Origin of the sequence: Nocardioides jensenii JCM 1364 = NBRC 14755, from assembly GCF_001552535.1 — a bacterium.
Classification (GTDB): Bacteria; Actinomycetota; Actinomycetes; order Propionibacteriales; family Nocardioidaceae; genus Nocardioides; species Nocardioides jensenii.
Genome location: NZ_BCRJ01000007.1, coordinates 42,470 through 66,036 on the forward strand (window position 1 = coordinate 42,470; position 23,567 = coordinate 66,036).

The following is a 23,567-nucleotide window of genomic DNA, read 5'->3' on the forward strand; positions in this document are numbered from 1 at the left end:
TCAGTCGATGAGCAGGTCGTCGCGGCCGGCCTCGGCGAGGATGGCCTTGTAGGCGTCGAAGATCGGGCCGGTCAGGGGCAGCAGGCCGAGTGCAGTGGTGCGCTTGCCCTCGAGCTTGACCTTGCGCTGCGCCATGGCGAGCGTGAAGTTCAACTTGCCCTGCCAGAACCGGTTGGCGTTGTCCGAGCTCATCCGCAGCTGCACGGTCGAGGGCGCCGACGCGGCGGCATCCCCGGTCAGTACCTTCTGCCCGGGGAAGTCGACCAGGATCGATGCTGCGGGATCGGTCTGGGTGATCAGGACGACGAGTGAGCCGTCCTTGGTCGCCTCGACGAACTTCGGGTCGGTGACACAGGCTTCCATGGCCTTGCCGATGTAGGCATAGACCTCGTCAGCGTCCTTGAACGTGCTCACGTCGTACCTCCAGGTGTGGGCCCCAGCCGTTCCGCTCGGGCGATGCCGGTGGGTCTGGTCACGACCCGTGTCGACGCTAGGACCGTGCCGGTGTGCGGCGCGTCACCCGCAAGTGGGTTCTTGCACGTCCCATGGGGTGCTCTCGATCAGGCGGGGCGGGGACGGTCGCCGCTCCGTGCCGAGTGCTCGCCCGTCGCCGGCCCCTCGGACGAGCGGTAGGGATCCTCCCGCGGGGGGAAGTTCGGCGGCGCAGTCGCTCCTACGGTCGATGTCGTGTGGTTCGTCTCACATGGACCGACGGACCCAGCAGCTGGACCAGACAAGGAGAAACCATGAACTACGCATTTGCCGTCAAGTGGTTGAAGGCGTTCCGTGACAGCTCGGAGGCGATCTGTGCGATGTACGCCGACGACTTCGTGTTCGAGGACCCGATCCTCGACCAGTACCAGATCCGTGACAAGGGCGACCTCGGCCGGATCTTCACGCTGTACGCCAACAAGGACCGCACGAACGGTCTCGGTGTGCACAACTTCCGCATCCGCGGCTACATCGGTGACCACAAGAGCGGCCTGATCCGGTGGGAGTGGTCCCCGGAGGACTGCACCAACTTCATCGGCTTCGATGTCGAGGACAAGCCCTTCTTCGCCCAGGGCCACACCTTCCACCAGTACGACGACGACGGACGCATCGTCCGTGAGTCGTCGTGGTGGGACTCCGGTTCGATCCTGGCCGATGTCGGCGTACCGGGTGCGAGCAAGGTCGCATTCGCCGCCAAGACCCCCGCGAACGTCTGAGAGGCGCTGACATGACGAACCTTGAATTCGCCAAGAAGTGGGCCGAGACCCGCCACAACGACCTGAGCGCCCACCGCGAGCTGTACGCCGGCGCCGAGGAGTTCTGCATCGAGACCCGGATGGTCGTCGACCACCTGGGCGACACGATCTCCACGGACTCGGAGTTCACCGAGCAACTGGCGATCTTCACCAACAAGGACCCCGAGAACGGCCTGGGCGTGCAGTCCGTCACCGTGACCGAGGCCTTCGAGGGCAACGGCCACCTGTTCTTCCACTGGGACTGGCAGGTCGAAGGCGCTGACACCTACCGGGGCTTCCCCGTCGAGGGCAAGACGCTGGTCAGCAAGGGCTCCACGTTCTTGGAGTTCAACGACGACGGCAAGATCATCCTCGACTCGTCGTTCGTGAACGAGAACCCGGTCTTCCAGCAGCTGGGTCTCCCGCTGATCACCCCGCACTACTGGGAAGAGGGCTTCGACCCCGCTTCCCTCGGCTGACGTCGAGGGAAGAGGGCTTCGCCCCTGCTTCCCTCGACGCCGGCGCGACCGGACGGCCGGAGACCCTCGGGCTCCGGCCGTTTCCGTTGCCTCGACTCCGGTTCTCTGACAAGGAAAGACTCGTGCTCCTCTCCGTCACCGTTCCCCAGCCCCCGTCCCCGCCGTACGACCTGCCGCTGAACACGACGATGCAGACGGTCGCCACGCTCGTCCTGTGGGGCGGCACCGCGCTGCTCCTGGCCTACGCGGTCAAGATCGCGCGCGACGAGCGGTCGATCCTTCCGGTCGTCCTCGTGCTCGCGGCCGCCACGGGCAGCCTCATCGAGCCGATGTACGACATCGCCTATCACCTGCACTGGCTGGACAACGGAGAGCAGTGGACCCTCTTCACCAGCTTCGGCCTGCCACAACCCGTCTGGGTCATGCCGGCCTACGTGATGGTCTTCGGCTTGCCGGCGCTCGTGCTCTACCGCTCCCTGAGCCGGGGCGCGACCCGGGCGCGGATCTTCAAGATCGCGGCGTTGACCACCTGCACGACCGCTGCCTTCGAGATCACCGCGATCAATCTGGACCTCTACGTCTACTACGGCGAATCCCCGTGGCGGGTGCTGGACTACCCGCTCTTCATCGCCTTCATGGAGGGCACTCAGATCACCGGATACGCGGTGCTGGCAGCCGTGTTGTCGCTCAAGGCCACGCGCCAGGTGCACTGCCTGGCCCTGTTCGCGCTCTTCCCGTGCAACTTCGCCTTCGACGTGCTCGGAGCGGGCTTCCCGACCGTGATCTTGCAGAACTCCTCCGCGAACCCGAACGACGCCGTGCTCTTCCTCAGCGCCTTCGCCAGTGTCGGGCTGGCGGCGACGGCCCTGTGGTGGACGTCCCAGTTGCTGGTGACCCAGACCCAGGAGCCGGGCGCGGAGAAGGCAGACGTCACCGGGCAGCTCAGCCGCCCCGTTTGAGCCGGGGGAGGGCTGTCACCCCAAGGGGGCAGGGGCTTCATCCTCGGGGATGTCGTGGGGGTGGCAGCGGCCGAATTACGTTCGTGGCACACATCACAAACCCGTGGAGATTCGACACCGGACATCGGTCGGACACCGCGACTCGCAGGAAAGCAGGAATCCAATGTGGGGCACCATGCCGGACGTCCTTGACCGGGCGTGCACGTACTACCAGGACCAGGTCGCGATCGTCGACGGCGACCGCTCCCTCACCTACTCAGAGCTGCGCGATCTCTCCGACAAGGTCGGTTCGGCGCTGCTCTCGCTCGGCCTTGAGAAGGGCGATCGGGTGGGGCTCCTGCTTCCCAACTCCCTGGAGTTCATCCCGACCCAGCACGGGATCTGGAAGTCCGGTGCCGTGCTGGTGCAGATGCCCACCCGGGCATCCGCGTCGACCCAGGTGGCGAACCTGAACCAGACCGAGGCGAAGGCCCTCATCTACCACGCATCCTTCGACGACGTGGTGGCTCAGATGCGCGGTGAGCTGACCCACGTCACGACGTACATCCGGGTCGGTGGAGAGACCAGTGCGTCCGGTGACCATGATCTCACCACGCTCGTGGAGAAGCAGGCCGCGGGGCGGCCCGACGTGGTGATCGACGAGCACGACGAGTGCTACGTGCTGTTCACCTCGGGCAGCACCGGCGAGCCGAAGGGCGTCGTGCAGTCGCACTTCACCTGGGGCCACTACAGCATCACTTCTGGCCTCGACATCGGTGACACCCGCTACGGCGAGGTGTTCGCCCATGGCGCGCCCCTGACCCACTTCACCCAGATCTTCGTGATGCCGACCTTCCTGCGCGGTGGCACCAACGTGATGCTGCCCGGCCTCGAGGTCGACACCCTGCTGAAGTCGATCGCCAAGCACGGGGTCACCGCCACGGCCGTGGTGCCGACGATCATCTACCTCATGCTGGACCACCCGAGCCGGGACAGCTACGACCTGTCGTCGCTGAACACGATGATCTACGCCGGCTCGCCGATCGCCCCCGAGAAGCTCAAGAGGGCGCTCGAGGTGTTCGGCCAGATCTTCATCCAGACCTATGCCGGCACCGAGCCCGGCTACGTCGGCTGTCTGCGCAAGGTCGACCACCGGGTCGACAGCGAAGAGGCCATTGGTCGTCTCGCCTCCGGTGGACGACCGATCCCGTTCGTCGAGGTCAGCATCCAGGACGAGGAGGACAACCAGCTGCCCGTCGGCGAGGTGGGCGAGATCTGCTCGCGTCAGCTCGGTCAGATGCTCGGGTACGTCGACTCCTCCCGCAACGCCGAGGCGCTGCGTGGCGGCTGGGTGCACACCGGCGACATCGGCAAACTCGACGAGGACGGCTTCCTCTACGTGGTCGACCGCAAGAAGGACCTGGTCGTCAGCGGCGGGTTCAACGTCTTCCCCCGTCAGGTCGAGGACGTCCTCGCGGTCCACCCCGCCGTGGCCCAGTGCGCGGTGATCGGTGTCCCCCACGAGAAGTGGGGCGAGGCGGTGCACGCGTTCGTCGTCGTCGCGTCCGGCTCGTCGGTGACGGTCGAGGAGATCCAGGCCCACGTCAAGGCCGAGCTCGGCTCGATCCCCTCACCCAAGACGGTCGACTTCCTCGCCGAGCTGCCGGTGAATCCCGCCGGCAAGGTCGACAAGAAGACCTTGCGCATCCCGTTCTGGGAGGGCCAGGCCCGCCAGGTCGGCTGAACCCACCCGCCCCGCAACCTCGAACCCAGGAGCAATTCCATGAGCACTCCGCACTACACCCTCCACATCAACGGCGAGTGGGTCGACACTGCCGACAAGTACGAGATCCGCAGCCCCGCCACCGGTGAGCTGGTGGCCACGGTCGCCAAGGGAGGCGTCGCCGAGATCGACGCCGCCGTCGCGGCCGCCAAGGCCGCTCACATCGAGGGCACCTGGCGCAACACCCCGCCGGCCGAGCGTGCCGCACTGGTCAACACGGTCGCCGAGCGGATGGGTGCCCGACTCGAGGAGCTCGCCGCGCTGCAGACCCGTGAGAACGGCGCCACCATCCGGATCACCGGTGCGCTGCACATCGGTCTGTCCGTCGCACAGATGCAGTACATCGCGGCCCAGGCGGCCGAGTACGAGTTCGAGAAGTCCGGCCCGGCCATCGGCCCGGTCCCTGCCGAAGGCATCCTGCGTCGCGAGCCGCTCGGTGTGGTCGGCGCGATCGTGCCGTGGAACATCCCGATGCTGACCATCGTCTGGAAGGTGGCCCCGGCGCTGTTGGCCGGCAACACCGTGGTGCTCAAGCCCGACGAGCACGCGCCGCTGATCGCGCTCGAGCTGATGAAGGAGTTCGAGGCGGCCGGCCTGCCCAAGGGCGTCCTCAACGTGGTCGTGGGTGACGGCGAGGACGCCGGTGCCCGGCTGAGCGCGCACCCCGACGTCCGCAAGGTCGCCTTCACCGGCTCGACCTCCGTGGGCCAGAGCATCCTGGCCGCCTCGGCCGACTCGGTGAAGCAGGTGACCCTCGAGCTCGGCGGCAAGGGCCCCAACATCATCCTCGAGGACGCCGACCTCTCCGTCGCCATCGACGGCGCGATCTACGCCTGCATGGCCAACAACGGACAGGCCTGCGAGGCAGGAACCCGCCTGCTGGTGCCGGCCTCGAGGCGCGACGAGATCGTGGATCGCCTGGTCGCCCGCGTCAACACGATGAAGCTCGGCGACCCCATCGACCTGGCCACCGACATCGGCCCGCTGATCACCGCCGACCAACGCGACCGCGTGTTGGCGCACATCCGGGCAGCCGAGGCCGAGGGTGCCAAGGTGGCCACCGGTGGCGCCGCACCCAGTGCACCGGAGTTCGCCAACGGCAACTACGTGGAGCCGACCGTGGTCGTCGACGTCACGAACGACATGAAGATCGCCCGCCAGGAGGTCTTCGGCCCGGTGCTCTCCGTGATCACCTATGACTCCGTCGAGGAGGCGATCGCGATCGCCAACGACACCGAGTACGGCCTGTCCGCAGGCGTGTGGGGCAGCAACGAGGAGCAGACCCTCGACGTTGCCCGCCGGCTCGAGGCCGGGATGGTCTTCGTCAACGACTGGCACGTCCTCCACCCGGCCTACCCGTTCGGTGGCTACAAGCAGAGCGGCCTCGGGCGCGAAGGCGGCCCGGACGCACTCGACGAGTACACCGAGCAGAAGTACATCTCCGTCGACCGCTCCGGCGGCGTGGAGAACAAGGCCTACGCCATCGTCCTCGGCACTCCGGCCTGACTCCCTTCCCTGAAGAGCAACGAGGCGAGAATCCCATGAACCCCCACGCAGACGAGCACAGCGACGGTCAGGCGCGAGTCGAAGCTGCGCTGGACGAGCTCCGGAACGGACGCGGCGTCGTCGTCTTCGACGACAGCGAACGTGAGAACGAAGGCGACCTCATCTACGCGGCCGAGCACATGACGGCCGAGTCGATGGCCTTTGTGATCCGGCACACCAGCGGGCTCGTCTGTGTGGGCATGGACGGCGACAGACTCGACGAGCTGGACCTCCCGCCGATGGTGGAGGCGGCCACTGACCCCCGCGGCACCGCCTTCAGCGTCTCGGTGGACCTCAAGGGCGTGACCACCACCGGGATCTCCGCGGCGGATCGCGCGATCACCTCGCGGGCCCTGGCCACCCCGTTCGTCAGCGGTGACCAGTTCAGCAAGCCCGGCCACGTGTTCCCGCTCCGGGCCCGGCCCGGTGGCGTCCTCCAGCGGGCGGGCCACACCGAGGCAGCCGTCGACCTGTGCCGACTGGCCGGCCTGCAACCCGCCGGCGTGCTCGCCGAGATCACCAACGCCGATGGGACGATGGCGCGGATGCCGGAGCTCGTGGAGTTCGCCAGGGAGCACGGCATGGTGCTGCTCTCCGTGGGCGACCTGGTCCGGTTCCGGATGAGTCGCGAACGCCTGGTCAGCCGCACCGCGACCGCGGTGGTGCCTACGCCGTACGGCGTGTTCCGGGCCAGCACCTATCGCTCCGACGTCGACGGGACCGAGCACGTGGCGTTCGTCCACGGCAACCCCGACGGCCAACCTGATGTGCTGGTGCGGGTCCACTCCGAGTGCCTGACCGGAGACGTGTTCGGCGCCCGGCGCTGTGACTGCGGGGAGCAGCTCAACCTCGCGCTCAAGCGGATCGGCGACCAGGGCACCGGTGCCGTGATCTACCTGCGCGGTCACGAGGGTCGCGGCATCGGCCTGAGCCACAAGCTGCAGGCCTACCAACTGCAGGACGAGGAAGGCCTCGACACCCTCGACGCGAACCTGGCCCTCGGGCTCCCGGTGGACAGCCGGGAGTACGGCGTGGGCGCCCAGATCCTGCGCGACCTCGGGATCACCTCGGTTCGCCTGATGACCAACAACCCCGCCAAGTTCACCGGACTCGCGGACTACGGGCTGACGATCACGGAACGGGTTCCGCTCCGGATCGCCCCCAACTCGCACAACGCCGACTACCTGGCAACGAAGGCAGCTCGGCTCGACCACGACCTCGGCGCTCGGGCGCCGGAACGGAGCGCATCGTGACCACCACGGCCACCAACCCCAACCGCATCCCCGACAAGTTCCGGGAAGCGATGTCGGCCTTCCCCAGCGGCGTCACCCTGATGACGACGACCGGCGCGGACGGAGAGCCCCGCGGCTTCGCTGCGAGCTCCTTCTGCTCGGTCTCGATCGACCCGGCCCTGGTCCTGGTGTGCATCGGGAAGACGGCCCAGTGCCACGACGCCTTCGTGGAGAACGACCAGTGGTCGATCCAGATCGCGGGCGCGGCCCACGTCGATCTGATCAACCGGTTCTCCACCAAGGGAGCCGACAAGTTCGGGGGTGGTGAGTTCGTGCCCGACCACCGTGGCGTGCCGATTCTGCCCGATGCCGCCGTCCTCATCGAGTGTGAGGCGCACGCGCGCTACGACGGCGGCGACCACACCATCCTGGTCGCCCGGGTGATCGAGATCGATCTCGACGACCGCCCCGCCCTCCTCTACTTCCAGCGTGAGTTCCGCCACCTCGACCATCACGATGCCGGGGCGTTCTGATGGCTGTCGACACCGAGGCCCCCGAGGCCCAGGACGAGAACACACGGCCGCTCACCCCGAGCGGTCGGATGATGAACCGTTCGCCCTCGTTCGTCCAGCGGATGGTCATCGACGTCGGTGGGGCCGGGCAGCTGCTCGGCTACCTGGTCAAGACTGCGGTCAAGGAGCCCCGTGGCTACTGGGGCGCCACCCGCGACGAGATGTACCACATGCTGCGCTTCTGCTGGCTCCCGGTGACGCTGGCGGTCGGTGGCTTCTCGTTCCTGATCGCCAACTACGCCTACGACCTGGTCAGCCTGCTGGGCGCCGGCAACCGGCTCGGCACCTACTTCGTGTTCGCCAGCCTCCGCGAGATCTCACCGTTTGCCACCGGCATGGCCGTCGCGGGCGTGATGGGGACGGCGATGACCGCCGACCTCGGCGCCCGGCGGATCCGCGAGGAGCTCGACGCGTTCACCGTGCTCGGGATCGACGCGATCCGGACCCTGGTGCTGCCGCGGGTCATCGCGATCACGGTGATGATGGTCGGCTTCAACGTGCTCGGCAGCCTCCTGGGCATGTCGATGGCGATGATCTCGGCCACCTGGTTGGGAACCACCTCGCCGGGCGCGTTCCTCGGCAACCTGCTCGGCTCGATGACCGTTCCCGAGCTGGTCGGCACCACGGTCAAGTGCACCTTGATCGGCCTGTTCATCGGCATCGTCTCGGCCCAGAAGGGGCTCAACGCCAAGGGCGGCGCCGAGGGCGTCGGTCGGGCAGTCAACGAGGCCGTCGTGCTCTCGTTCGCGGCCGTGTGGGTCATCAACTTCATCGTCAACGCGACCATGCTCGGGCTCAACCCCGAGATGCTGATCAGCAGGTAGGGGCCTTCCATGACCACGACGACACACGACGAAGCGCTCAGCCCCGACGAGGAGGAGCAGGAGAAGCCCAGCGCCAACGCTGCCGGCGGCATGGGCGGCTACAGCGACGGCACCTCCCTGATCGAGGACCTCGGCGGCATCGCGAGGTTCGGCTTCGACGTGCTCAAGAGCCTGCCGGACGTGCGTCACTACGGCACCGAGGTGCTCCGCCAGGCCGGCATCATCATCCTCAAGTCCACGTTCATCATCTGGTTCATGATGTGCATGCTCGGTGCGGAGATCGCGCTCGAGGCGCACTACCTGCTGGCCCAGCTCGGAGCCGGCGGCTACACCGCCGTCTTCAGCTCCACCGGCGACTACACGGTGGCACCCGAGATGTGGGGCTGGATCCTCGCCGCGAAGGTCGGCTGCGGCCTGGTCGCGGAGCTCGGGTCCATGCGGATCAGCGAGGAGATCGACGCCCTGGAGGTGATGGGCCTCGACTCCCGTGCCTACCTGGTCACCACTCGCATCCTGGCGATCATCATCGTCACCCCGTTCATGTTCGTCACCGGAACCGGGCTCATGTACATCCTGGGCTACTTCCTCAACGTGCACGTCTTCGACAGTGTCTCCGCCGGTGGCTACCTGTCGGTGTTCTGGTCGTTCACCACCCAGCAGGACCTCATCCTCTCGCTGTTGCAAGGCTCGATCATGGGCCTGCTGATCGTCCTGGTGGCCTGTTACTACGGCTACAACGCCAGCGGTGGACCGGTCGGGGTCGGCAAGGCCACCGCGAAGTCGATGGTGATCAACCTCGTCATCGTCAGCGTCCTCGGCGCCGTCTTCCAGCAATTGTTCTTCGGCGCCCTCTCCCGCGCCCCCATCAGCTTCTAGCGAAGTTCCGCTTCCGGATCCACGAAAGGAACCACGCATGTCCCACGCACAGCTCACGCGCGACGATGAGACCCGCTCCTACGAGGACATCTACGCCAACGGCATCATCGCCGACCACGACCCCGGTGTGACACACAGCGTCAACATCAAGAACGTCAAGAAGTCGTTCGGCTCGTTCGACGTGCTGACCGGGCTGAACATCGACTTCGCCGACGACTCGATCACCACGGTCCTCGGCCCGTCGGGCACCGGCAAGAGCGTGCTTCTCAAGCACATCGTCGGCCTGCTCGAGCCCGACTCGGGCGTGGTCGAGGTGTTCGGACAGGACATCTGGCGGGTCTCGCCCAAGGAGCGCCAGGAGATCCGGAAGCGGTTCGGGGTGCTCTTCCAGGACGGCGCGCTGTTCGGGTCGATGAACATCTACGACAACGTCGCCTTCCCGCTGCGCAAGCACACCGACAAGCGTGAGAGCGAGATCCGGCAGATCGTCATGGACCGCCTCGAGGAGGTGGGACTGACCCGAGCCGTCAGCAAGTTCCCCGGTGAGGTCTCCGGCGGCATGAAGAAGCGCGCGGGCTTCGCCCGCGCGCTGGTGCTCAATCCCAGCGTCGTCATGTTCGACGAGCCCGACTCGGGGCTCGACCCGGTGCGCACCAGCCTGCTCAACGACCTGATCCTGAAGGTGCACGCCGAGCACGGAGGCACCTACGTCCTGGTCACCCACGACATCCGCACCGCCCGCAAGGTCAGCGACTACGTCGGCGTGGTGTGGAAGGGCAAGCTGATCCACTACGGAGAGACCGAGGAAGCGTTCAACTCGGACATGCCGTTCGTGCGCCAGTTCCTCTCCGGTGACTCCGTCGGACCGCTGGGGATGGACTGATCGCCATGGCGAAGAAGCTTCTCTTGGGGGCACTGGCGGCAGCAGTCGTCGTGGCCGGTGGCGTGAGCCTGATCGACGGCGACGACTACGAGGTCAAGATGGTGATGCCTTCGGCTGCCCAGATGTCAGAGCGCACACCGGTCTGGATCAACGGCCACCATGCCGGCCAGATCAAGGACATCGGTGTCAAGGACGGCAAGGCCGTCGTCACCATCTCGCTCGACGACGACTTCGGTCCGCTTCACTCAGGCACGACGTCGCGCGTGGAATGGGTCTCTGCCGTCGGAGAGCGTGTGCTGACGCTCTATCCGGGTGAGGAGAAGAACGCGAAGATCCCCGACGGCGCCATGATCGAGGCGAAGTCGAGCCAGGTCGAGGTCGACCAGGTCCTCTCTGCGCTGGACGAGCCGACCCGCAAGCACCTGACCTCGTTGATCAAACAGCTCAACGAGTCCGTCGGTGGGCGCGAGGCCGACCTGCGCAAGACGATCCGCGGGGCCGCGGGGACAGTCGATGCGCTCGGCCAGGTCCTGAGCGCGGTCGGCAAGGACGGCCCGGCGATCAGGTCGCTGGTGTCGCAGCTGAGCACGATGACCGACGTCGCCGCCTCCCGCCGCGCTTCGGTGGCCTCCACGGTCGCGAACCTGGACCGGGCGACCGGTGCCATCGCGGGGAACCAGGAGGACCTCTCGGCCACGCTCGAACAGCTGCCGGGCACGTTGCGCACTGCGAACAAGACCCTGGGCAAGGTCCCGGCGGCGTCGACCTCGACGGTGGCGCTCCTCAATGACCTGGCTCCCGCGGTCAGCAAATTGCCGTCGGTGAGCAAGGATCTCGCACCCACCCTGGTGGATCTGCGTCCCACGGTCGCCGAGCTCCGGCCCCTGCTCTCCTCCGCCGACACGCTGCTCGACCAGACCCCCGAGCTGCTCGACCTGAGCCACGCCGTGCTCCCCACCGCCAACGACCTGCTCGACGACCTGGGGCCGGCGATCTCTTTCCTGCGGCCCTACACCCCTGAGGCAGTGGGTGGCCTCTTCAACTGGGGCCAGGCCTTCGCGCCGTACGACGGCGCGGGCCACACCTGGGCCGGCCTGCTCGCCCCCGGGACGAGCGCCCTGAACGAGACACCGGTTCCGCTGCCGTTGGCGCGCCAGAACCCGAGGCCGGCACCGGGACAGCCCGTCTCCCAGCCGTGGACCGACGCGACCGGAAGTGAGATCCGATGAAGACCCCCAGCAAGCTCCTGATCGGCGTGGCCGCCGGCGTGGTGGGCGTCGCCGCGGTCGGCACCCAGGTGATGGGTGACGACGTGAACGACGACCAGGTGCGCGTGGTCGCGATGTTCTCCGACGCCAGCCCACTGGTGCCCGGCAACGTCGTGAAGGCCGCCGGTGTCACCGTCGGCAGCATCACTGACATCGACCTCGAGGGCGGCCGCGCCGAGGTCGAGATGGTCGTGGACCGCGACGTGCTCCCGCTGCACGAGGACGTCACGGCCACCATCACGACCCAGGACCTCCTCGGCGAGCGCTTCGTGGACCTCGACCGCGGCAGCCCGGACGCTCCGGAGCTCAGCGGCAAGATGGTCATCGACGAGAAGCACACCTCACGCGTGGTCGACCTCCAGGACGTGCTCGGTTCGCTCGACACCCCGACGTCCACGGCGCTCGCCGCGCTCCTCACCGAGTCCGGGGAGGCCCTCAAGGGACGGGGCAAGGCAGCCGACCGCGCGATCGCGGCTCTGGGGCCGGCGATGACGCAGACCCGTGACCTGGCCGCGATCCTCTCGGACCAGAACGACCTGCTCGGCCAACTGGTCGACAACGCGCAGCCCGTCGCCTCCGCGCTGGCCACCGACAAGGGACGCAGCCTCGACCACCTGGTCGGCTCCGCCGCGGAGTCACTCGACATCGTCGCCTCCGAGCGGGAGATGCTGCGAAGCGCCCTGGAGGAGCTGCCCGGCACGATCACCAGTGCTCGATCAGCCCTGGCCGAGCTGGCCGGTGTCGCCGACCCCGCAACCCGGACCCTGGCCTCCCTGAGGCCCGTGACCGACGACCTGGAGACCATCAGCGGTGAGCTGCAGCGCTTCGCCGATGCGGCCGACCCGGCGCTCGCCTCGCTCCCGCCGGTGTTGCGCAAGGCCGACCAGCTGCTCGCCCAGGCCGCACCCGTGGTCGCGGCACTCCGGCCGGCAGCCAAGGACCTCGTGCCCACCAGCCAGGCCGCCGAGCGGCTCACCACCGGAGCGGTCAGCGGACAGAACCTGACCAACCTCCTTGAGTTCGTCAAGGGCTGGTCGATGGCGACCAGTGACTACGACGCGATCAGTCACTACTTCAAGGCGATGGTCCCGCTCTCCCCGAACGCGCTGGGGGACACCGCTGCCGGGCTGCTGCCCGTCCTGCCCGACGACATCCTGCACGACCTGCCCGTGCCCGCTGCTCCGGAGATTCCTCTGCCCGGTCGCCCCGGCTCTGAGACCAGGAAGAAGAGCAATGCCCCGGCCAGCAAGACGCCGCAGACCGAAGCGCCTGATCCCCAGAGTGCGACCGGTCTCTCGACCGAGCAGGAGAACAATCTCCTCGAGCAGCTCCTCGGAGGCTTGAAATGAGCATCAAGGTCACCCCCGACTTCCTTGCGCGATCGATCTCGTTCCGCGTCGGACTCGTCGTGCTCGTCGTCCTCGCCGGCGTGCTGTACCTGACCTTCAAGGCACAGACCGGCATGCCCTTCGCCAAGACCACCGAGGTCAAGGCGGTCGTCTCCAACGTGCACTCGCTCAAGGCCAACGACGCCGTACGCCAGAACAGCAAGCGGATCGGCAAGGTGAAGGACATCGAGTACCGCGACGGTTCCGCCCTGGTCACCATGGAGCTGGACGGTGACGTGGACGTCTACCAGGACGCCAGCGCGGCGGTCTGGGACCTGTCCGCCCTGGCCACGAAGTTCGTCGAGCTCGACCTCGGTACGCCGAAGTCGGGCGAGCTGGGCAGCGAGGCCATCCCCGCGGCGCAGACCGAGGACTCGGCCGACCTCTACCAGCTGCTCGACGTGCTGGACCCCAAGACGCGTGACGCAGCGACGCAGATGCTGCGCCAGGTGGGTGCCGGCGCAGCCGGGCACGGGCAGGACCTCGGCCAGTTCGTCGTCCAGGCGCGCGACCTGCTCGACGATCTGGGTGCGGTGTCGAAGTCGCTCGCCGACCCTGACGCGGACCTGACGGCTCTCCTCCAGAACGCGGACCTGCTGGCCAGCAGGTTCCACGGTCGCGAGGACGAGATCGCCGACCTCGTGCACCAGACCGACCAGACTCTCGAGGCCGTCGCCACCGATTCGGGGACGCCGCTGCGGGAGACGATCAACCGGCTGCCCAGTGCTCTGTCGGACGTGAAGGGCGCCATGGACAGCCTCCAGGCGCCGTTGGCCCGGACCGGGTCCGCGATGCGGGCGCTGGAGCCCGGCGCGAAGTCGCTGAGCAACTCCGAGCAGAATCTGCGCGGCTTCCTCCGTGAGGCGGTCCCGGTGGCCAAGCAGGTGCCGGGCGTGGCGGGCCTCGCCGTTCCGGCCGTCGACGACCTGACCTCGACCCTGTCCGACGCGCGCCCTCTCGCACCTGAGGTGCGACAGGCGGTGGGCGACCTGTTGGAGCCGCTGCGGGTCCTCTCCTACTACTCCACTGACATGGCACAGCTGTTCCTGCGGGGCAAGAGCTTCGTGTCCCAGGGACCGAACCCGGGTGTGCGCTACGCGCGACTCGGTGTCACGCCGGGCGTGAACACCGTGACCGGTGGGCTCCTGCGCTCCGGAAACCTCCCGCAGAACCAGTACCCGGCACCGGGTGAAGCGCAGTACGACCGAGCCCAGGGACTGCCTCCGGGCCTGCCCGGAAAGGTGACCCCATGAACGCCCGATCGTTGCTCTCCACCCTCAGGCCGCGTAGCAACAAGGCTGCCGGCGTGATGGTGATGGTGTTCCTGATCGCCTTCGCCCTGGTGTCCTTCAACCGACCCAAGATCGAGACCACACTCGCCTCGGGCGAGACCCTGAAGGCGGAGTTCTCCGGGTCCTACAAGCTGGTGCCCTACCAGAGCGTCGTGAAGCTGGCCGGGGTCGAGGTCGGCACCGTCACCGGTGTCGACCGCACCGATGACAACGGTGCGGTGGTCGACATGAAGCTCGACGACGGCACCGTGGAGAAGCTCGGCACCCAGCCGAAGGCGAACATCCGCCCGACCCTCGTGCTCGGCGGCACCTATTACGTCGAGCTCGTCCGCGGTGGCATGGACGGCGACGTGAGCGAGGGCAGTACCATTCCGGTGTCGCGGACCACGCTTCCCGTCGAGCTCGACAAGGTGCTCAGCGCGGTCACCCCTGAGGCGGGCAAGGCCGTCCAGGGCACGGTGCGCAACCTCAACAAGACCCTGAAGACGGCCGGGCGGCCCGAGCTGCGCCGGCTGCTCAAGACGGCCCCCGGGACCCTTGAGCCGGCCGGCGACGTGCTCAAGGCACTGCGCGGCCACGAACCGCGCACGGACCTGACCAGGCTCGTGCGTGGGCTGCGCAACACGGCGGCGGCCCTGAACGAGAACGACGCTCAGCTCGACTCGATCCTGGCCGACCTTGACACCGTCTCCGCGGCCCTGGGCGACTCAGGTGCCCCCTTGGCAGAGACCATCGACGCCGGCCCGGAGACCCTGCGCGTGACGCGGGAGGGGCTGGCTGATCTTGACGGGACGCTGACCCAGCTCGACACGACCGCGACGTCCTTCCGACCCGCGGCACGTGCGCTGGACCCGGTGTTGGGTGAGCTCGACTCGGTCCTCGACACCGCTCGTCCGGTGATCGCCGACGCCCGGGTCGTGGTGCATGACGCTCGACCGCTGGTCAAGGACCTCGTGCCGACCGCCGTCGACGCGATCGGGGTGCTCAACGACTTCAAGGGCCCGGTGCTCAACCGACTGAACGGTCCGATCAAGAAGGATGTCATGTCGGCCTGGCACGGCAAGGGCGTCTACGAGGGCGGCGGAAACGACAACCTCCTCTACGAGGAGGTCGCCTACCTGCTGTCCGACACCGCCGACGTCTTCAAGTTCCACGACAAGAACGGTGCGATGGGTCGGTTGATGGCCGGGGTCGGTGTCAACGCGCCGGGCGGAGTCATCAGCAAGTCCCTGATCCAGTACCTGGAAGGCACGGGGCTGCTGCTGCCGGCCGGTCCCGAGGAGGGCGCCAACGACGGCGAGCCGAAACCGCCTCTGGGTGCCGGTCCGGGCTCGAACGGTCCGTCGGCCGAGCAGCAGACGCCTCTGCTCGACCTCAACTCCCTGCAGCTTCCCCTTGTCTCGAGGAGCACACGATGAAGAACCGATCCTGGTTCAGCGCCCACCTGGAGCGGCTGAAGACCGTTCCCGGGCTGGGGCGCGACGTCACCGCACTGACCGTGCTGATCGTGCTCGGTGTCATCTCCGCAGCGATCATCAAGTCCTACCTCGGCGGCGCCGCCCCGTGGAGTGACCAGACGACCGTGAAGGCCGAGTTCGCCCAGGTTCCCGGGCTGAACCCGAAAAGCCAGAACAGCGTCACGATCGCCGGTGTGAAGGTCGGCTCGGTCACCGAGGCCGAGGCCACCGACGAGGGCACCGCCGTCGTCACGATGACGTTGGACGGCAACTACGACGTCTACAAGAACGCGCACGCCGTGCTCCGGCCCAAGAACCCGCTCAACGAGATGCAGCTGGAGCTGAACCCGGGGACCAAGTCGGCCGGGCGGTTGAAGGACTCCGACGTCATCCCGATCACGCAGACCGAGCGGCCGATCCAGGCCGATGAGATCTTGAGCCACCTCGACGAGCGCTCGCAGGCGGCCCTCACGGACCTGCTGCTCGAGTCCGACGTGGCACTCGCCCGGGCGCCGCAGAACCTGCCGCCCGGCCTCGGTGCGACCAGCGACACGCTCGGCTCCCTGCAGCCGGTCGTCAAGGAGCTGGCCACCCGGCGCGAGCGGATCGCCACCCTGGTGACCGCCCTGTCGGACATCTCCGCGGCCGTGGGCCAGAACGACGAGCGGATCACCAAGCTCGCCAGCTCGACCGAGCAGACCCTGTCCGTGCTCGCCGAGAGCGACACCGCGCTGCGGGCCAGCCTGAAGAACGTTCCCGGCCTGACCACCCAGCTGCGCACCGCACTGACCAGCACCCAGGAGCTCACCAAGCAGCTCGACCCGACACTGAAGAACCTGGACTCCGCGTCCGAGGAGCTGCCGCCGGCCCTGACCCGGTTCCAGTCGACGATCGGCAACCTGGGCGAGACGCTCGACTCCGCCAAGCCGGTGCTCGACAAGGCGACCGGCGTGATCGCCGACCTGCGGCCGACGGTCGCAGACACGCGCACCTCGCTCGGGGAGCTGCGCACCGTGACCGGTCGCTTCCCCGAGGACACCCGCACCGTCATGAGCTACCTCACCGACGTCAACGCGTTCGTCTACAACACCTCGTCCGTGTTCGGTGCCGGTGACGTCAATGGCGGCATCATCCGTGGCCACCTGATCGTGCCACTGCCGGCCGCCGGTGTCCTTCCCAACGGGCTTGACCAGGGCCGAGGAGAGAACTGATGAACATGCGAACAGTGGCCGCCGGCCGGAGCCTCGCCCTCCTCGTGTTCCTGGGCGTGGCCGTGGTGATCATGGCCTTCTTCTACTCCGGGACCGGCTCCCGCCGGCCGATCGTCGACAGTGGCGAGTACACCGCCAGCGTCGAGATGAAGGACGTCGACAACCTGGTCAAGGCCGGCCAGGTCCAGGTGGCCGGGGTCCGGGTCGGTCAGGTCCGCTCGGTGGAGCAGATCGACGACGGCGCGGTGCGGGTCGAGCTCGCGATGGACGACGACTACGGTCCGCTCCACGACGGTGCCAAGCTCCGACTCGCCGAACGGTCCCTGGTCGGTGAGACCTACCTGGCTCTCACCGACGGCAAGGGCAACGAGCTGCCCTCCGGGACCGAGCTCCCGGCCAGCTCGGTGGAGCGGGGTGTCCAGCTGCACGACGTACTCGCCAGTGTGGACAAGCAGACCCGCGGCGAGCTGAGCGGCCTGCTTCGCTCCCTCGGAGCGGGCACCGCCGGCACCAGGGACGAGACCTCCGCCCTGCTCGCCGGCCTGGGCCGGCTCGGACGTGACGGGCACACCGCCCTGGACGCCATCGCGGCCCAGTCGACGGACCTCAAGGCGCTGGCTCGGCAGACCACCCAGGTCCTCGAGGCCCTCGACACGGGCCAGGGCCAGATCGCTTCGCTCGTGCGCAACGCGAACCGTCTGACCGCGGCCACCTCCGGGCAGCGCCAGGCGGTCGAGGACACCCTCCGCATTGCGCCAGGGGTCCTGGACACGGCCTCGAACGCGTCCGGCTCCCTCGAGTCGCTCGCCGGTGCCCTGCTCCCGGTGGCCAGCGACCTCAAGTCCGCGGGTCCGGCGCTCTCCACCGCCCTGCGCGAGCTGCCGGCCACCACCACCGACCTGCGCGGCATGCTGCCGGCCCTGTCCGGTGTGCTTGACAAGGCGCCCAGCACGCTCAAGAAGGTGCCGACCGCGAGCAAGGACCTGCGCGCGGTGATCCCGACTGCCCAGGCGACGTTGGCCGACGTGAACCCGATGCTGGCCTACATCAAGCCGTACGGCCCTGAGCTCGCTGCGTACTTCGCCAACTTCAACGCGGTGCTCAACTACCGCGACGAGAGCGGCGCCTACTACCTGCGACTGACGCCGCTGGTGAACACGCACTCGCCGGAGCTGCCGATCAAGACCGACGGCCTGCTGGGCAACTACACCAACCCCTACCCGGCACCTGGGACAGGTGCCACACCCGGGCCCTTCAAGGGTGAGTACCCGCGCGTGGAGAGGGACGGCGAGTAGTCGTGACTCTCGTGCGCCGCCTGGCCGCGGTCCTGCTCGCAGCCGTCGTGATCACGATGGTGGGCATGGGCCTGGGCCAGGTGCGCACGGACACCACCAGCGCCTCGTTCCTGTCCTTGGACGACCCGAGCCAACGAGCCAGCCTCGAGGCGGCCCGCTCCTTCGGCGGTGACCCGATCGTCGTGGTCGCCGAGTCCGAGAAGCCCGCGGCCCTGCTCGGCCGTGACCAGATCTCCGAGCTGGTCGGACTCGAGGGCCGCCTGGCCGAGCTGCCCGACGTGGCGGTGGTGTACGGGCCGGGCACCATGTTGAACCAGGTGGCCGGCCAGGCACAGAACATGTTGGCCACCATCTCGGGGCGCCGTGATGGCCTGCGTGCGGTCGCGAAGCAGCAGGCCGTGAAGGCGGGCGCGACCCCGGCCGAGGCCGACAAGGCCGCAGATGCTGCGGTCGCGTCGTTCGACAAGCGCTACGGCAGCCTGCTGGTCAAGGGGCTGCCGGCAGGTCTGCCGACTCTGCGGAACCCGGGTTTCGCCCGGGCTGTCGTCTTCGACGACGAGGGTCAGCCCCGCCAGCAGTGGCGCTTTGTCGTACCCCGCCCCAACGCGGTCTCGATCATCGTGCGTCCGCGTGAGGGTCTCGACCAGGCCGCCACCGAACGGCTGGTCGAGCGCACCCAGAACGCCGTCGAGGAGTCCGGGCTCCACACCACCAAGGTGACCGTCACCGGCATGCCGGTGATCGCCGCCGGCCTGGGCGGCGTGCTCCGGCATGAGATCCCGCTGCTGGGCGGCGTGGCCCTGGTCCTGATCGGGGCCTGCTACGCCTTGCTCCCGTGGTTGTCCCGGCGCCGGGCCCGGCTCCTCCCGCTGGTCGCCACCCTGGGCGCGACGGCGATGACGCTGTCACTGTTCGGGTGGCTCTCGCACCCGTTGTCGCTGGGCGTGGTCGCCTTCCTGCCCATCATCTTGGGCACCGGCAGCGACTTCCCGGCCTATCTTCTCCGCGGCGCCGACCGCCGCAAGGTGCTGGTGACCGCCGGTGCGGCCGCAGCGGGCTTCCTCTCCCTGGCGATCTCCCCGGTCCCGTTCGTGCGTGACCTGGGCCTGGCTCTTGCCGTGGGTGTGGTCCTCGCCGTCGGGCTGGGCCTGGTGATCAGCCGGTTCGTGGCCACCTCACGCGAGGCTGAGAGTGCGACGCCGTCCGAGGAGCCGCCGGCAGTCGCCCGCGCACTCTCCGGACCCGGACGCCTCGCCGTGCTCGTCGTGGCCGCCGCCATCGCACTCGTGGGCTGGATCGCCCTGCCCCATCTCGACATCGCGGCCCAGCCGGACCAGCTGGCCGAGGGTGTCCCCGAGCTCGCCGATGCCACGTACGCCGAGGACGTGCTGGGCTCGGCCGGCGAGGTTCAGATCCTGGTGCGCGGCAACGACGTGCTCACGCCCGAGGCGCTGGCCTGGATGAACCGGGTGCAGGACACGACGATCCGCCGCTTCGGCGACAAGCTGCACCCCGTCGCCAGCCCGCCCACGCTGCTCGGCTTCCTCGGTGACGACCCGACCCAAGCCCAGATCCAGGCGGGCCTGAACCAGCTGCCCCACTACCTCAGCAGCTCGGTGATCCGTGATGACCGACGCCAGGCCGTCCTCAGCTTCGGCATCGAGCTCGACGACGTGGGCGACCAACAGCAGCTCCTGGACGACCTGGAGGAGGCGCTGCCGCCGCCGCCCGACGGGTTGCGCGCCGACCTGGCGGGACTGCCCGTCGTGACCGGCCGCAGCTACGAGCTGGTCTCCCAGGACCGCTACCTGGCCAGCCTGGCCGGCATCGCCGCCGCGGGTCTGGTTCTGCTGGTGGGCCTGCGTCGTCGATCCGACGCGCTCCGAGCACTCGGCGCCGCTGTGCTGGCGACCGGCTGGGGCCTTGCCGGAGCGTTGGCACTGGGTGTCTCACTGACGCCGTTGACCGTGGCCCTGGGCTGTCTGGCCACGGCCACCGCCTGTGAGTTCAGCGTCCTGCTCAGCGGCGGTGGGGCACGAGTGCGCAGCGCGCTCGTGCGGCGGTCGGTGCTGGTCGCCGCCGCCGCCGCGACAACCGGCTATCTCGCTCTCACGGTGTCCGGTCTGGTGATCATCCGTGACTTCGGCCTGTTCCTGGCCGCGACTGTGGTCCTGTCCCTGCTGGCGGCACAGGTCGTGCGGGTCGCCACGACCACCCCCCGACCCACAGCCCCGGTGACCCCTGCGGGCACCCCGTCCCGAACGAAGGTGAAGGTATGAGGTTTCCCAAGCTTCCGATGCCCGAGCGCACCTGGACCCGGGGTCTTGCGCTCCTGGTCGTGGTTGCGGTCGTGGCCGCAGCCGGTGTGGCCGGCTATCGCATGTTCACCGGCCTGCCCGACGACGCCGCCCTGAAGTACCACGACGACGTCATCACCACGAGCGAGCTCGATGACCGGGTCGACGTGCTCACCGCGTTGTACGGGATCCAGAAGCCGGCCGGCGACAAGGAGAAGGACAAGTTCGAACGAGACGTCGCCAAGGCCGTGGCGGTGAGCCTGATCCTCGACGACGCCGCCAAGGACCGCGACATCGTGATCTCGGACAAGTCCGCGCGCGACACGCTCGCCTCGATGGTCGACAACCAGCTGGCGAACTCGCAGAAGGACTTCACCGCCCTCCTGGCGAAGTTCGGCATCGGCGAGGACGACGTGCTCGACGAGGTCAAGCGCCAGCAGGCGATCGCCCTGCTGTTCCGGGAGGTCACCAAGAGCGACCTCGACAAGCTGACCGCCGACGACGTACGTGCCTACTACGACCAGGACCCATCGCGGTTCGCCACGCCCGAGCAGCGCCACCTGCGCAACATCGTGGTGGCCACCAAGCGCGACGCGAACGCCGTGGTCGCCGCCCTACGCCGTGGCGACGACTTCAGAGCGGTCGCCCGAACGGTCTCGCGCGACGACGCGACCCGCGACAACGGCGGCGACCTCGGCACTGTGGCCCAGGCCGAGCTCGACCCGACCTTCGCCGAGAAGGCGTTCGCCGCGAAGCCGGGAACGGTGTTCGGACCGGTCAAGACGGCGTACGGATGGAACGTCGGCCAGGTGGTGAAGGTCGTGCCTGCGCGTCAGCGCCCGTTCGCCAAGATCAAGGACCAGGTCGCCGACACCCTGCGCTCCGAGCGGGCCCTCGAGGTCTGGCGGGACTGGCTGGGTGACGAGATCAAGGACGCCGACGTCGAGTACGCCGACGACTACCGCCCCGAGCACCCGGACGAGCCGCCGGCCGACGCCGGCGTCCAGGCCCGGAGCGCGTCATGAGCGCCGCCCTGGTGAGCGCCCTGGTCGCGGTGGCCTTCGTGATGCTGGCCCGCTGGGGCCAGCGCAACGTCGAGACGCTCGTGCCCGCCGGCGTCGCTCCGGCACGCCGGGACAAGGACGCGAGGGCGATCCGCCGCGGGGCCAGGTCCTGCCTGGTCATCGGGATCCTCTTCGCCGCGTGGTCCGTCGTGTTGACCCTCAATCTCGCATTCGGGTTGGGCTGATCCCCCCATGGGAGGGCCAACTACCTCCCCGACGGCGACGCCGGGGAACCGTGAACCAGAAAGCATTCGAGGTGAGGCGCGCCGACCCGGTCGCCGTCCAGCAGGAGGAGGAGCGCGTTGACGACATTGCGAACGGCAGTGGACCCACGCAGCGAGCAGTTCCAGGAGAACCGTTCCGTGCAAGAGGCAGCACTTGCCGAACTCGAGACGCAACTGGACCTCGCCCGTGCCGGGGGCGGCAGCAAGTACGCCGACCGGCACCGCGCTCGTGGGAAGATGCTGGCGCGCGAGCGCATCGAGCTGCTGGTCGACCGGGACTCACCGTTCCTGGAGTTCTCCTCACTGGCCGCCTGGGGAACCCAGTTCACCGTGGGCGCGAGCATCGTGACCGGCCTCGGTGTGGTCTCTGGCGTCGAGTGCGTGATCATCGCGCACGACCCGACGGTTCGCGGCGGCACGATGAACCCCTACACGCTGCGCAAGAATCTCCGCGCTCTCGACATCGCCAAGACCAACCGGCTCCCGGTGATCAACCTCGTGGAGTCCGGCGGCGCCGACCTGCCGACCCAGTCCGAGCTGTTCGTGGCGGCCGGCAAGATCTTCCAGGGTCTCTCCGAGCTCTCCGGCATGGGTGTCCCGACTCTTGCCCTGGTGTTCGGCAACTCCACGGCCGGTGGCGCCTACGTGCCCGGCATGTGTGACTACGCCGTCCTCGTCGACCAGGCGGCCAAGGTCTTCCTCGGAGGCCCGCCGCTGGTCAAGATGGCCACCGGCGAGGAGTCCGACGACGAAGAGCTCGGTGGTGCCGACATGCACGCCCGCGTCTCCGGTCTCGCCGACCACTTCGCCGTCGACGAACGTGACGCCCTGCGCATCGGACGACAGATCATGTCCGAGATCAACTGGCGCAAGCACGGCCCCGCACCCAGCCACGCTCCTGACGCTCCGCTCTTCGACGAGGACGAGCTGCTCGGCATCGCCGCCGCCGACTTCCGGGTGCCGGTCGACCCGAAGGAGGTCCTGGCCCGTGTGGTCGACGGCTCGCGCTTCAGCGAGTACAAGCCGCTCTACGGCAGCAGCCTGGTCACCGGTTGGGCCTCGATCCACGGCTATCCGGTAGGCATCCTGGCCAACGCCCGGGGGGTGCTGTTCAGCGAGGAGGCCCAGAAGGGCACTGAGTTCATCATGCTGGCCAACCAGCTCGACATCCCGCTGGTCTTCCTGCAGAACTGCACCGGGTTCATGGTCGGCAAGGACTACGAGCAGGGCGGCATCATCAAGGACGGCGCCAAGATGATCAACGCCGTCACGAACAGCACCGTGCCGCACCTGACCATCAACATCGGCGCCTCGTTCGGCGCCGGCAACTACGGCATGTCCGGCCGCGCCTACGACCCGCGCTTCATGTTCACCTGGGTCAACGCGAAGCTCGCGGTCATGGGTGGCTCACAGCTTGCCGGCGTGCTGTCGATCGTCGGCAAGCAGGCGGCCGAGGCTGCCGGTCGCGAATTCGACCTCGAGGCCGACGCCGTCAAGACCAAGCAGATCGAAGAGCAGATCACTGCGGAGTCTCACTCGTTCTTCACCAGCGCCCGGTTGTACGACGACGGCGTGATCGACCCGCGCGACACCCGCACCGTGCTCGGCATGGCGCTCTCCGCGGTGCACACCCAGGTCATCGAGGGCAGACGCGGCTACGGCGTCTTCCGGATGTGAGCCCGACCCCTCGACGTCAGCCCCTGAAAGGCACGA

Annotated in this window: 21 protein-coding genes; 20 read left to right on the forward strand and 1 reads right to left on the reverse strand. The window is 68.3% G+C overall.

Going from position 1 to position 23,567, the window contains the following annotated elements:
- Positions 1-414, reverse strand: a complete 414-nt coding sequence (locus NJ4_RS04040) for an SCP2 sterol-binding domain-containing protein (protein WP_067430561.1) — start codon at positions 412-414, stop codon at positions 1-3.
- A gap of 332 nt (positions 415-746) precedes the next feature.
- Here NJ4_RS04040 and NJ4_RS04045 point away from each other — a divergent pair, with 332 nt between their 5' ends.
- From NJ4_RS04045 to NJ4_RS04140, 20 genes are all read left to right on the forward strand, one after another.
- A complete protein-coding gene (locus NJ4_RS04045; RefSeq protein ID WP_056683609.1) occupies positions 747-1,208 on the forward strand; it encodes a nuclear transport factor 2 family protein in 462 nt (153 codons plus the stop codon).
- 11 nt (positions 1,209-1,219) lie between these two features.
- Positions 1,220-1,705 carry a nuclear transport factor 2 family protein gene (locus NJ4_RS04050; RefSeq protein ID WP_067430564.1) on the forward strand — a complete coding sequence of 162 codons (486 nt, stop codon included), beginning with the start codon at positions 1,220-1,222 and terminating at the stop codon, positions 1,703-1,705.
- A 122-nt stretch (positions 1,706-1,827) separates the two neighbouring features.
- The gene (locus tag NJ4_RS04055; protein ID WP_174524578.1) at positions 1,828-2,664 is read left to right on the forward strand and encodes a hypothetical protein; all 837 of its coding nucleotides are present in this window, start codon (positions 1,828-1,830) and stop codon (positions 2,662-2,664) included.
- Positions 2,665-2,839: 175 nt separating this feature from the next.
- A complete protein-coding gene (locus tag NJ4_RS04060; protein ID WP_245644441.1) occupies positions 2,840-4,387 on the forward strand; it encodes an acyl-CoA synthetase in 1,548 nt (515 codons plus the stop codon).
- Between the two features lie 39 nt (positions 4,388-4,426).
- Positions 4,427-5,932: an aldehyde dehydrogenase family protein gene (locus tag NJ4_RS04065; protein ID WP_067430569.1), complete on the forward strand. Its 1,506-nt coding sequence runs from the start codon at positions 4,427-4,429 to the stop codon at positions 5,930-5,932.
- A gap of 35 nt (positions 5,933-5,967) precedes the next feature.
- The gene (locus tag NJ4_RS04070; RefSeq protein ID WP_067430571.1) at positions 5,968-7,224 is read left to right on the forward strand and encodes a bifunctional 3,4-dihydroxy-2-butanone-4-phosphate synthase/GTP cyclohydrolase II; all 1,257 of its coding nucleotides are present in this window, start codon (positions 5,968-5,970) and stop codon (positions 7,222-7,224) included.
- Positions 7,221-7,736 (forward strand): flavin reductase family protein, encoded by a 516-nt coding sequence (locus NJ4_RS04075; RefSeq protein WP_174524579.1) that lies wholly within the window; start codon positions 7,221-7,223, stop codon positions 7,734-7,736. Before NJ4_RS04070 ends, NJ4_RS04075 begins: the two co-directional genes overlap by 4 nt.
- The gene (locus NJ4_RS04080) at positions 7,736-8,599 is read left to right on the forward strand and encodes an MlaE family ABC transporter permease (protein ID WP_245644442.1); all 864 of its coding nucleotides are present in this window, start codon (positions 7,736-7,738) and stop codon (positions 8,597-8,599) included. Before NJ4_RS04075 ends, NJ4_RS04080 begins: the two co-directional genes overlap by 1 nt.
- Positions 8,600-8,608: 9 nt before the next feature.
- Positions 8,609-9,475, forward strand: a complete 867-nt coding sequence (locus tag NJ4_RS04085) for an ABC transporter permease (protein WP_067430573.1) — start codon at positions 8,609-8,611, stop codon at positions 9,473-9,475.
- A 37-nt stretch (positions 9,476-9,512) separates the two neighbouring features.
- Positions 9,513-10,358: an ABC transporter ATP-binding protein gene (locus tag NJ4_RS04090; protein ID WP_067430574.1), complete on the forward strand. Its 846-nt coding sequence runs from the start codon at positions 9,513-9,515 to the stop codon at positions 10,356-10,358.
- A gap of 5 nt (positions 10,359-10,363) precedes the next feature.
- Positions 10,364-11,587, forward strand: coding sequence for an MlaD family protein (locus NJ4_RS04095; RefSeq protein ID WP_067430577.1), 1,224 nt, complete (start codon positions 10,364-10,366; stop codon positions 11,585-11,587).
- Positions 11,584-12,975: an MlaD family protein gene (locus NJ4_RS04100; protein WP_067430579.1), complete on the forward strand. Its 1,392-nt coding sequence runs from the start codon at positions 11,584-11,586 to the stop codon at positions 12,973-12,975. Before NJ4_RS04095 ends, NJ4_RS04100 begins: the two co-directional genes overlap by 4 nt.
- A complete protein-coding gene (locus NJ4_RS04105) occupies positions 12,972-14,267 on the forward strand; it encodes an MlaD family protein (protein ID WP_067430580.1) in 1,296 nt (431 codons plus the stop codon). The genes NJ4_RS04100 and NJ4_RS04105 overlap by 4 nt, the downstream gene beginning before the upstream one ends.
- The gene (locus tag NJ4_RS04110) at positions 14,264-15,724 is read left to right on the forward strand and encodes an MlaD family protein (RefSeq protein ID WP_067430583.1); all 1,461 of its coding nucleotides are present in this window, start codon (positions 14,264-14,266) and stop codon (positions 15,722-15,724) included. The genes NJ4_RS04105 and NJ4_RS04110 overlap by 4 nt, the downstream gene beginning before the upstream one ends.
- The gene (locus tag NJ4_RS04115) at positions 15,721-16,974 is read left to right on the forward strand and encodes an MlaD family protein (protein WP_067430586.1); all 1,254 of its coding nucleotides are present in this window, start codon (positions 15,721-15,723) and stop codon (positions 16,972-16,974) included. The genes NJ4_RS04110 and NJ4_RS04115 overlap by 4 nt, the downstream gene beginning before the upstream one ends.
- Complete coding sequence (locus NJ4_RS04120; RefSeq protein ID WP_067430589.1) at positions 16,974-18,269, forward strand: MlaD family protein; 1,296 nt, start codon at positions 16,974-16,976, stop codon at positions 18,267-18,269. Before NJ4_RS04115 ends, NJ4_RS04120 begins: the two co-directional genes overlap by 1 nt.
- A gap of 2 nt (positions 18,270-18,271) precedes the next feature.
- On the forward strand, positions 18,272-20,548 hold the full coding sequence (locus NJ4_RS04125) for an RND transporter family protein (RefSeq protein ID WP_067430592.1): 2,277 nt from the start codon (positions 18,272-18,274) through the stop codon (positions 20,546-20,548).
- A complete protein-coding gene (locus NJ4_RS04130; RefSeq protein ID WP_067430599.1) occupies positions 20,545-21,591 on the forward strand; it encodes a peptidylprolyl isomerase in 1,047 nt (348 codons plus the stop codon). Before NJ4_RS04125 ends, NJ4_RS04130 begins: the two co-directional genes overlap by 4 nt.
- A complete protein-coding gene (locus NJ4_RS04135; RefSeq protein ID WP_067430605.1) occupies positions 21,588-21,815 on the forward strand; it encodes a hypothetical protein in 228 nt (75 codons plus the stop codon). Before NJ4_RS04130 ends, NJ4_RS04135 begins: the two co-directional genes overlap by 4 nt.
- Positions 21,816-21,941: 126 nt before the next feature.
- Entirely contained in the window at positions 21,942-23,531 is a 1,590-nt protein-coding gene (locus NJ4_RS04140) for an acyl-CoA carboxylase subunit beta (protein WP_082748154.1), read from the forward strand.
- Positions 23,532-23,567 lie beyond the last annotated feature (36 nt).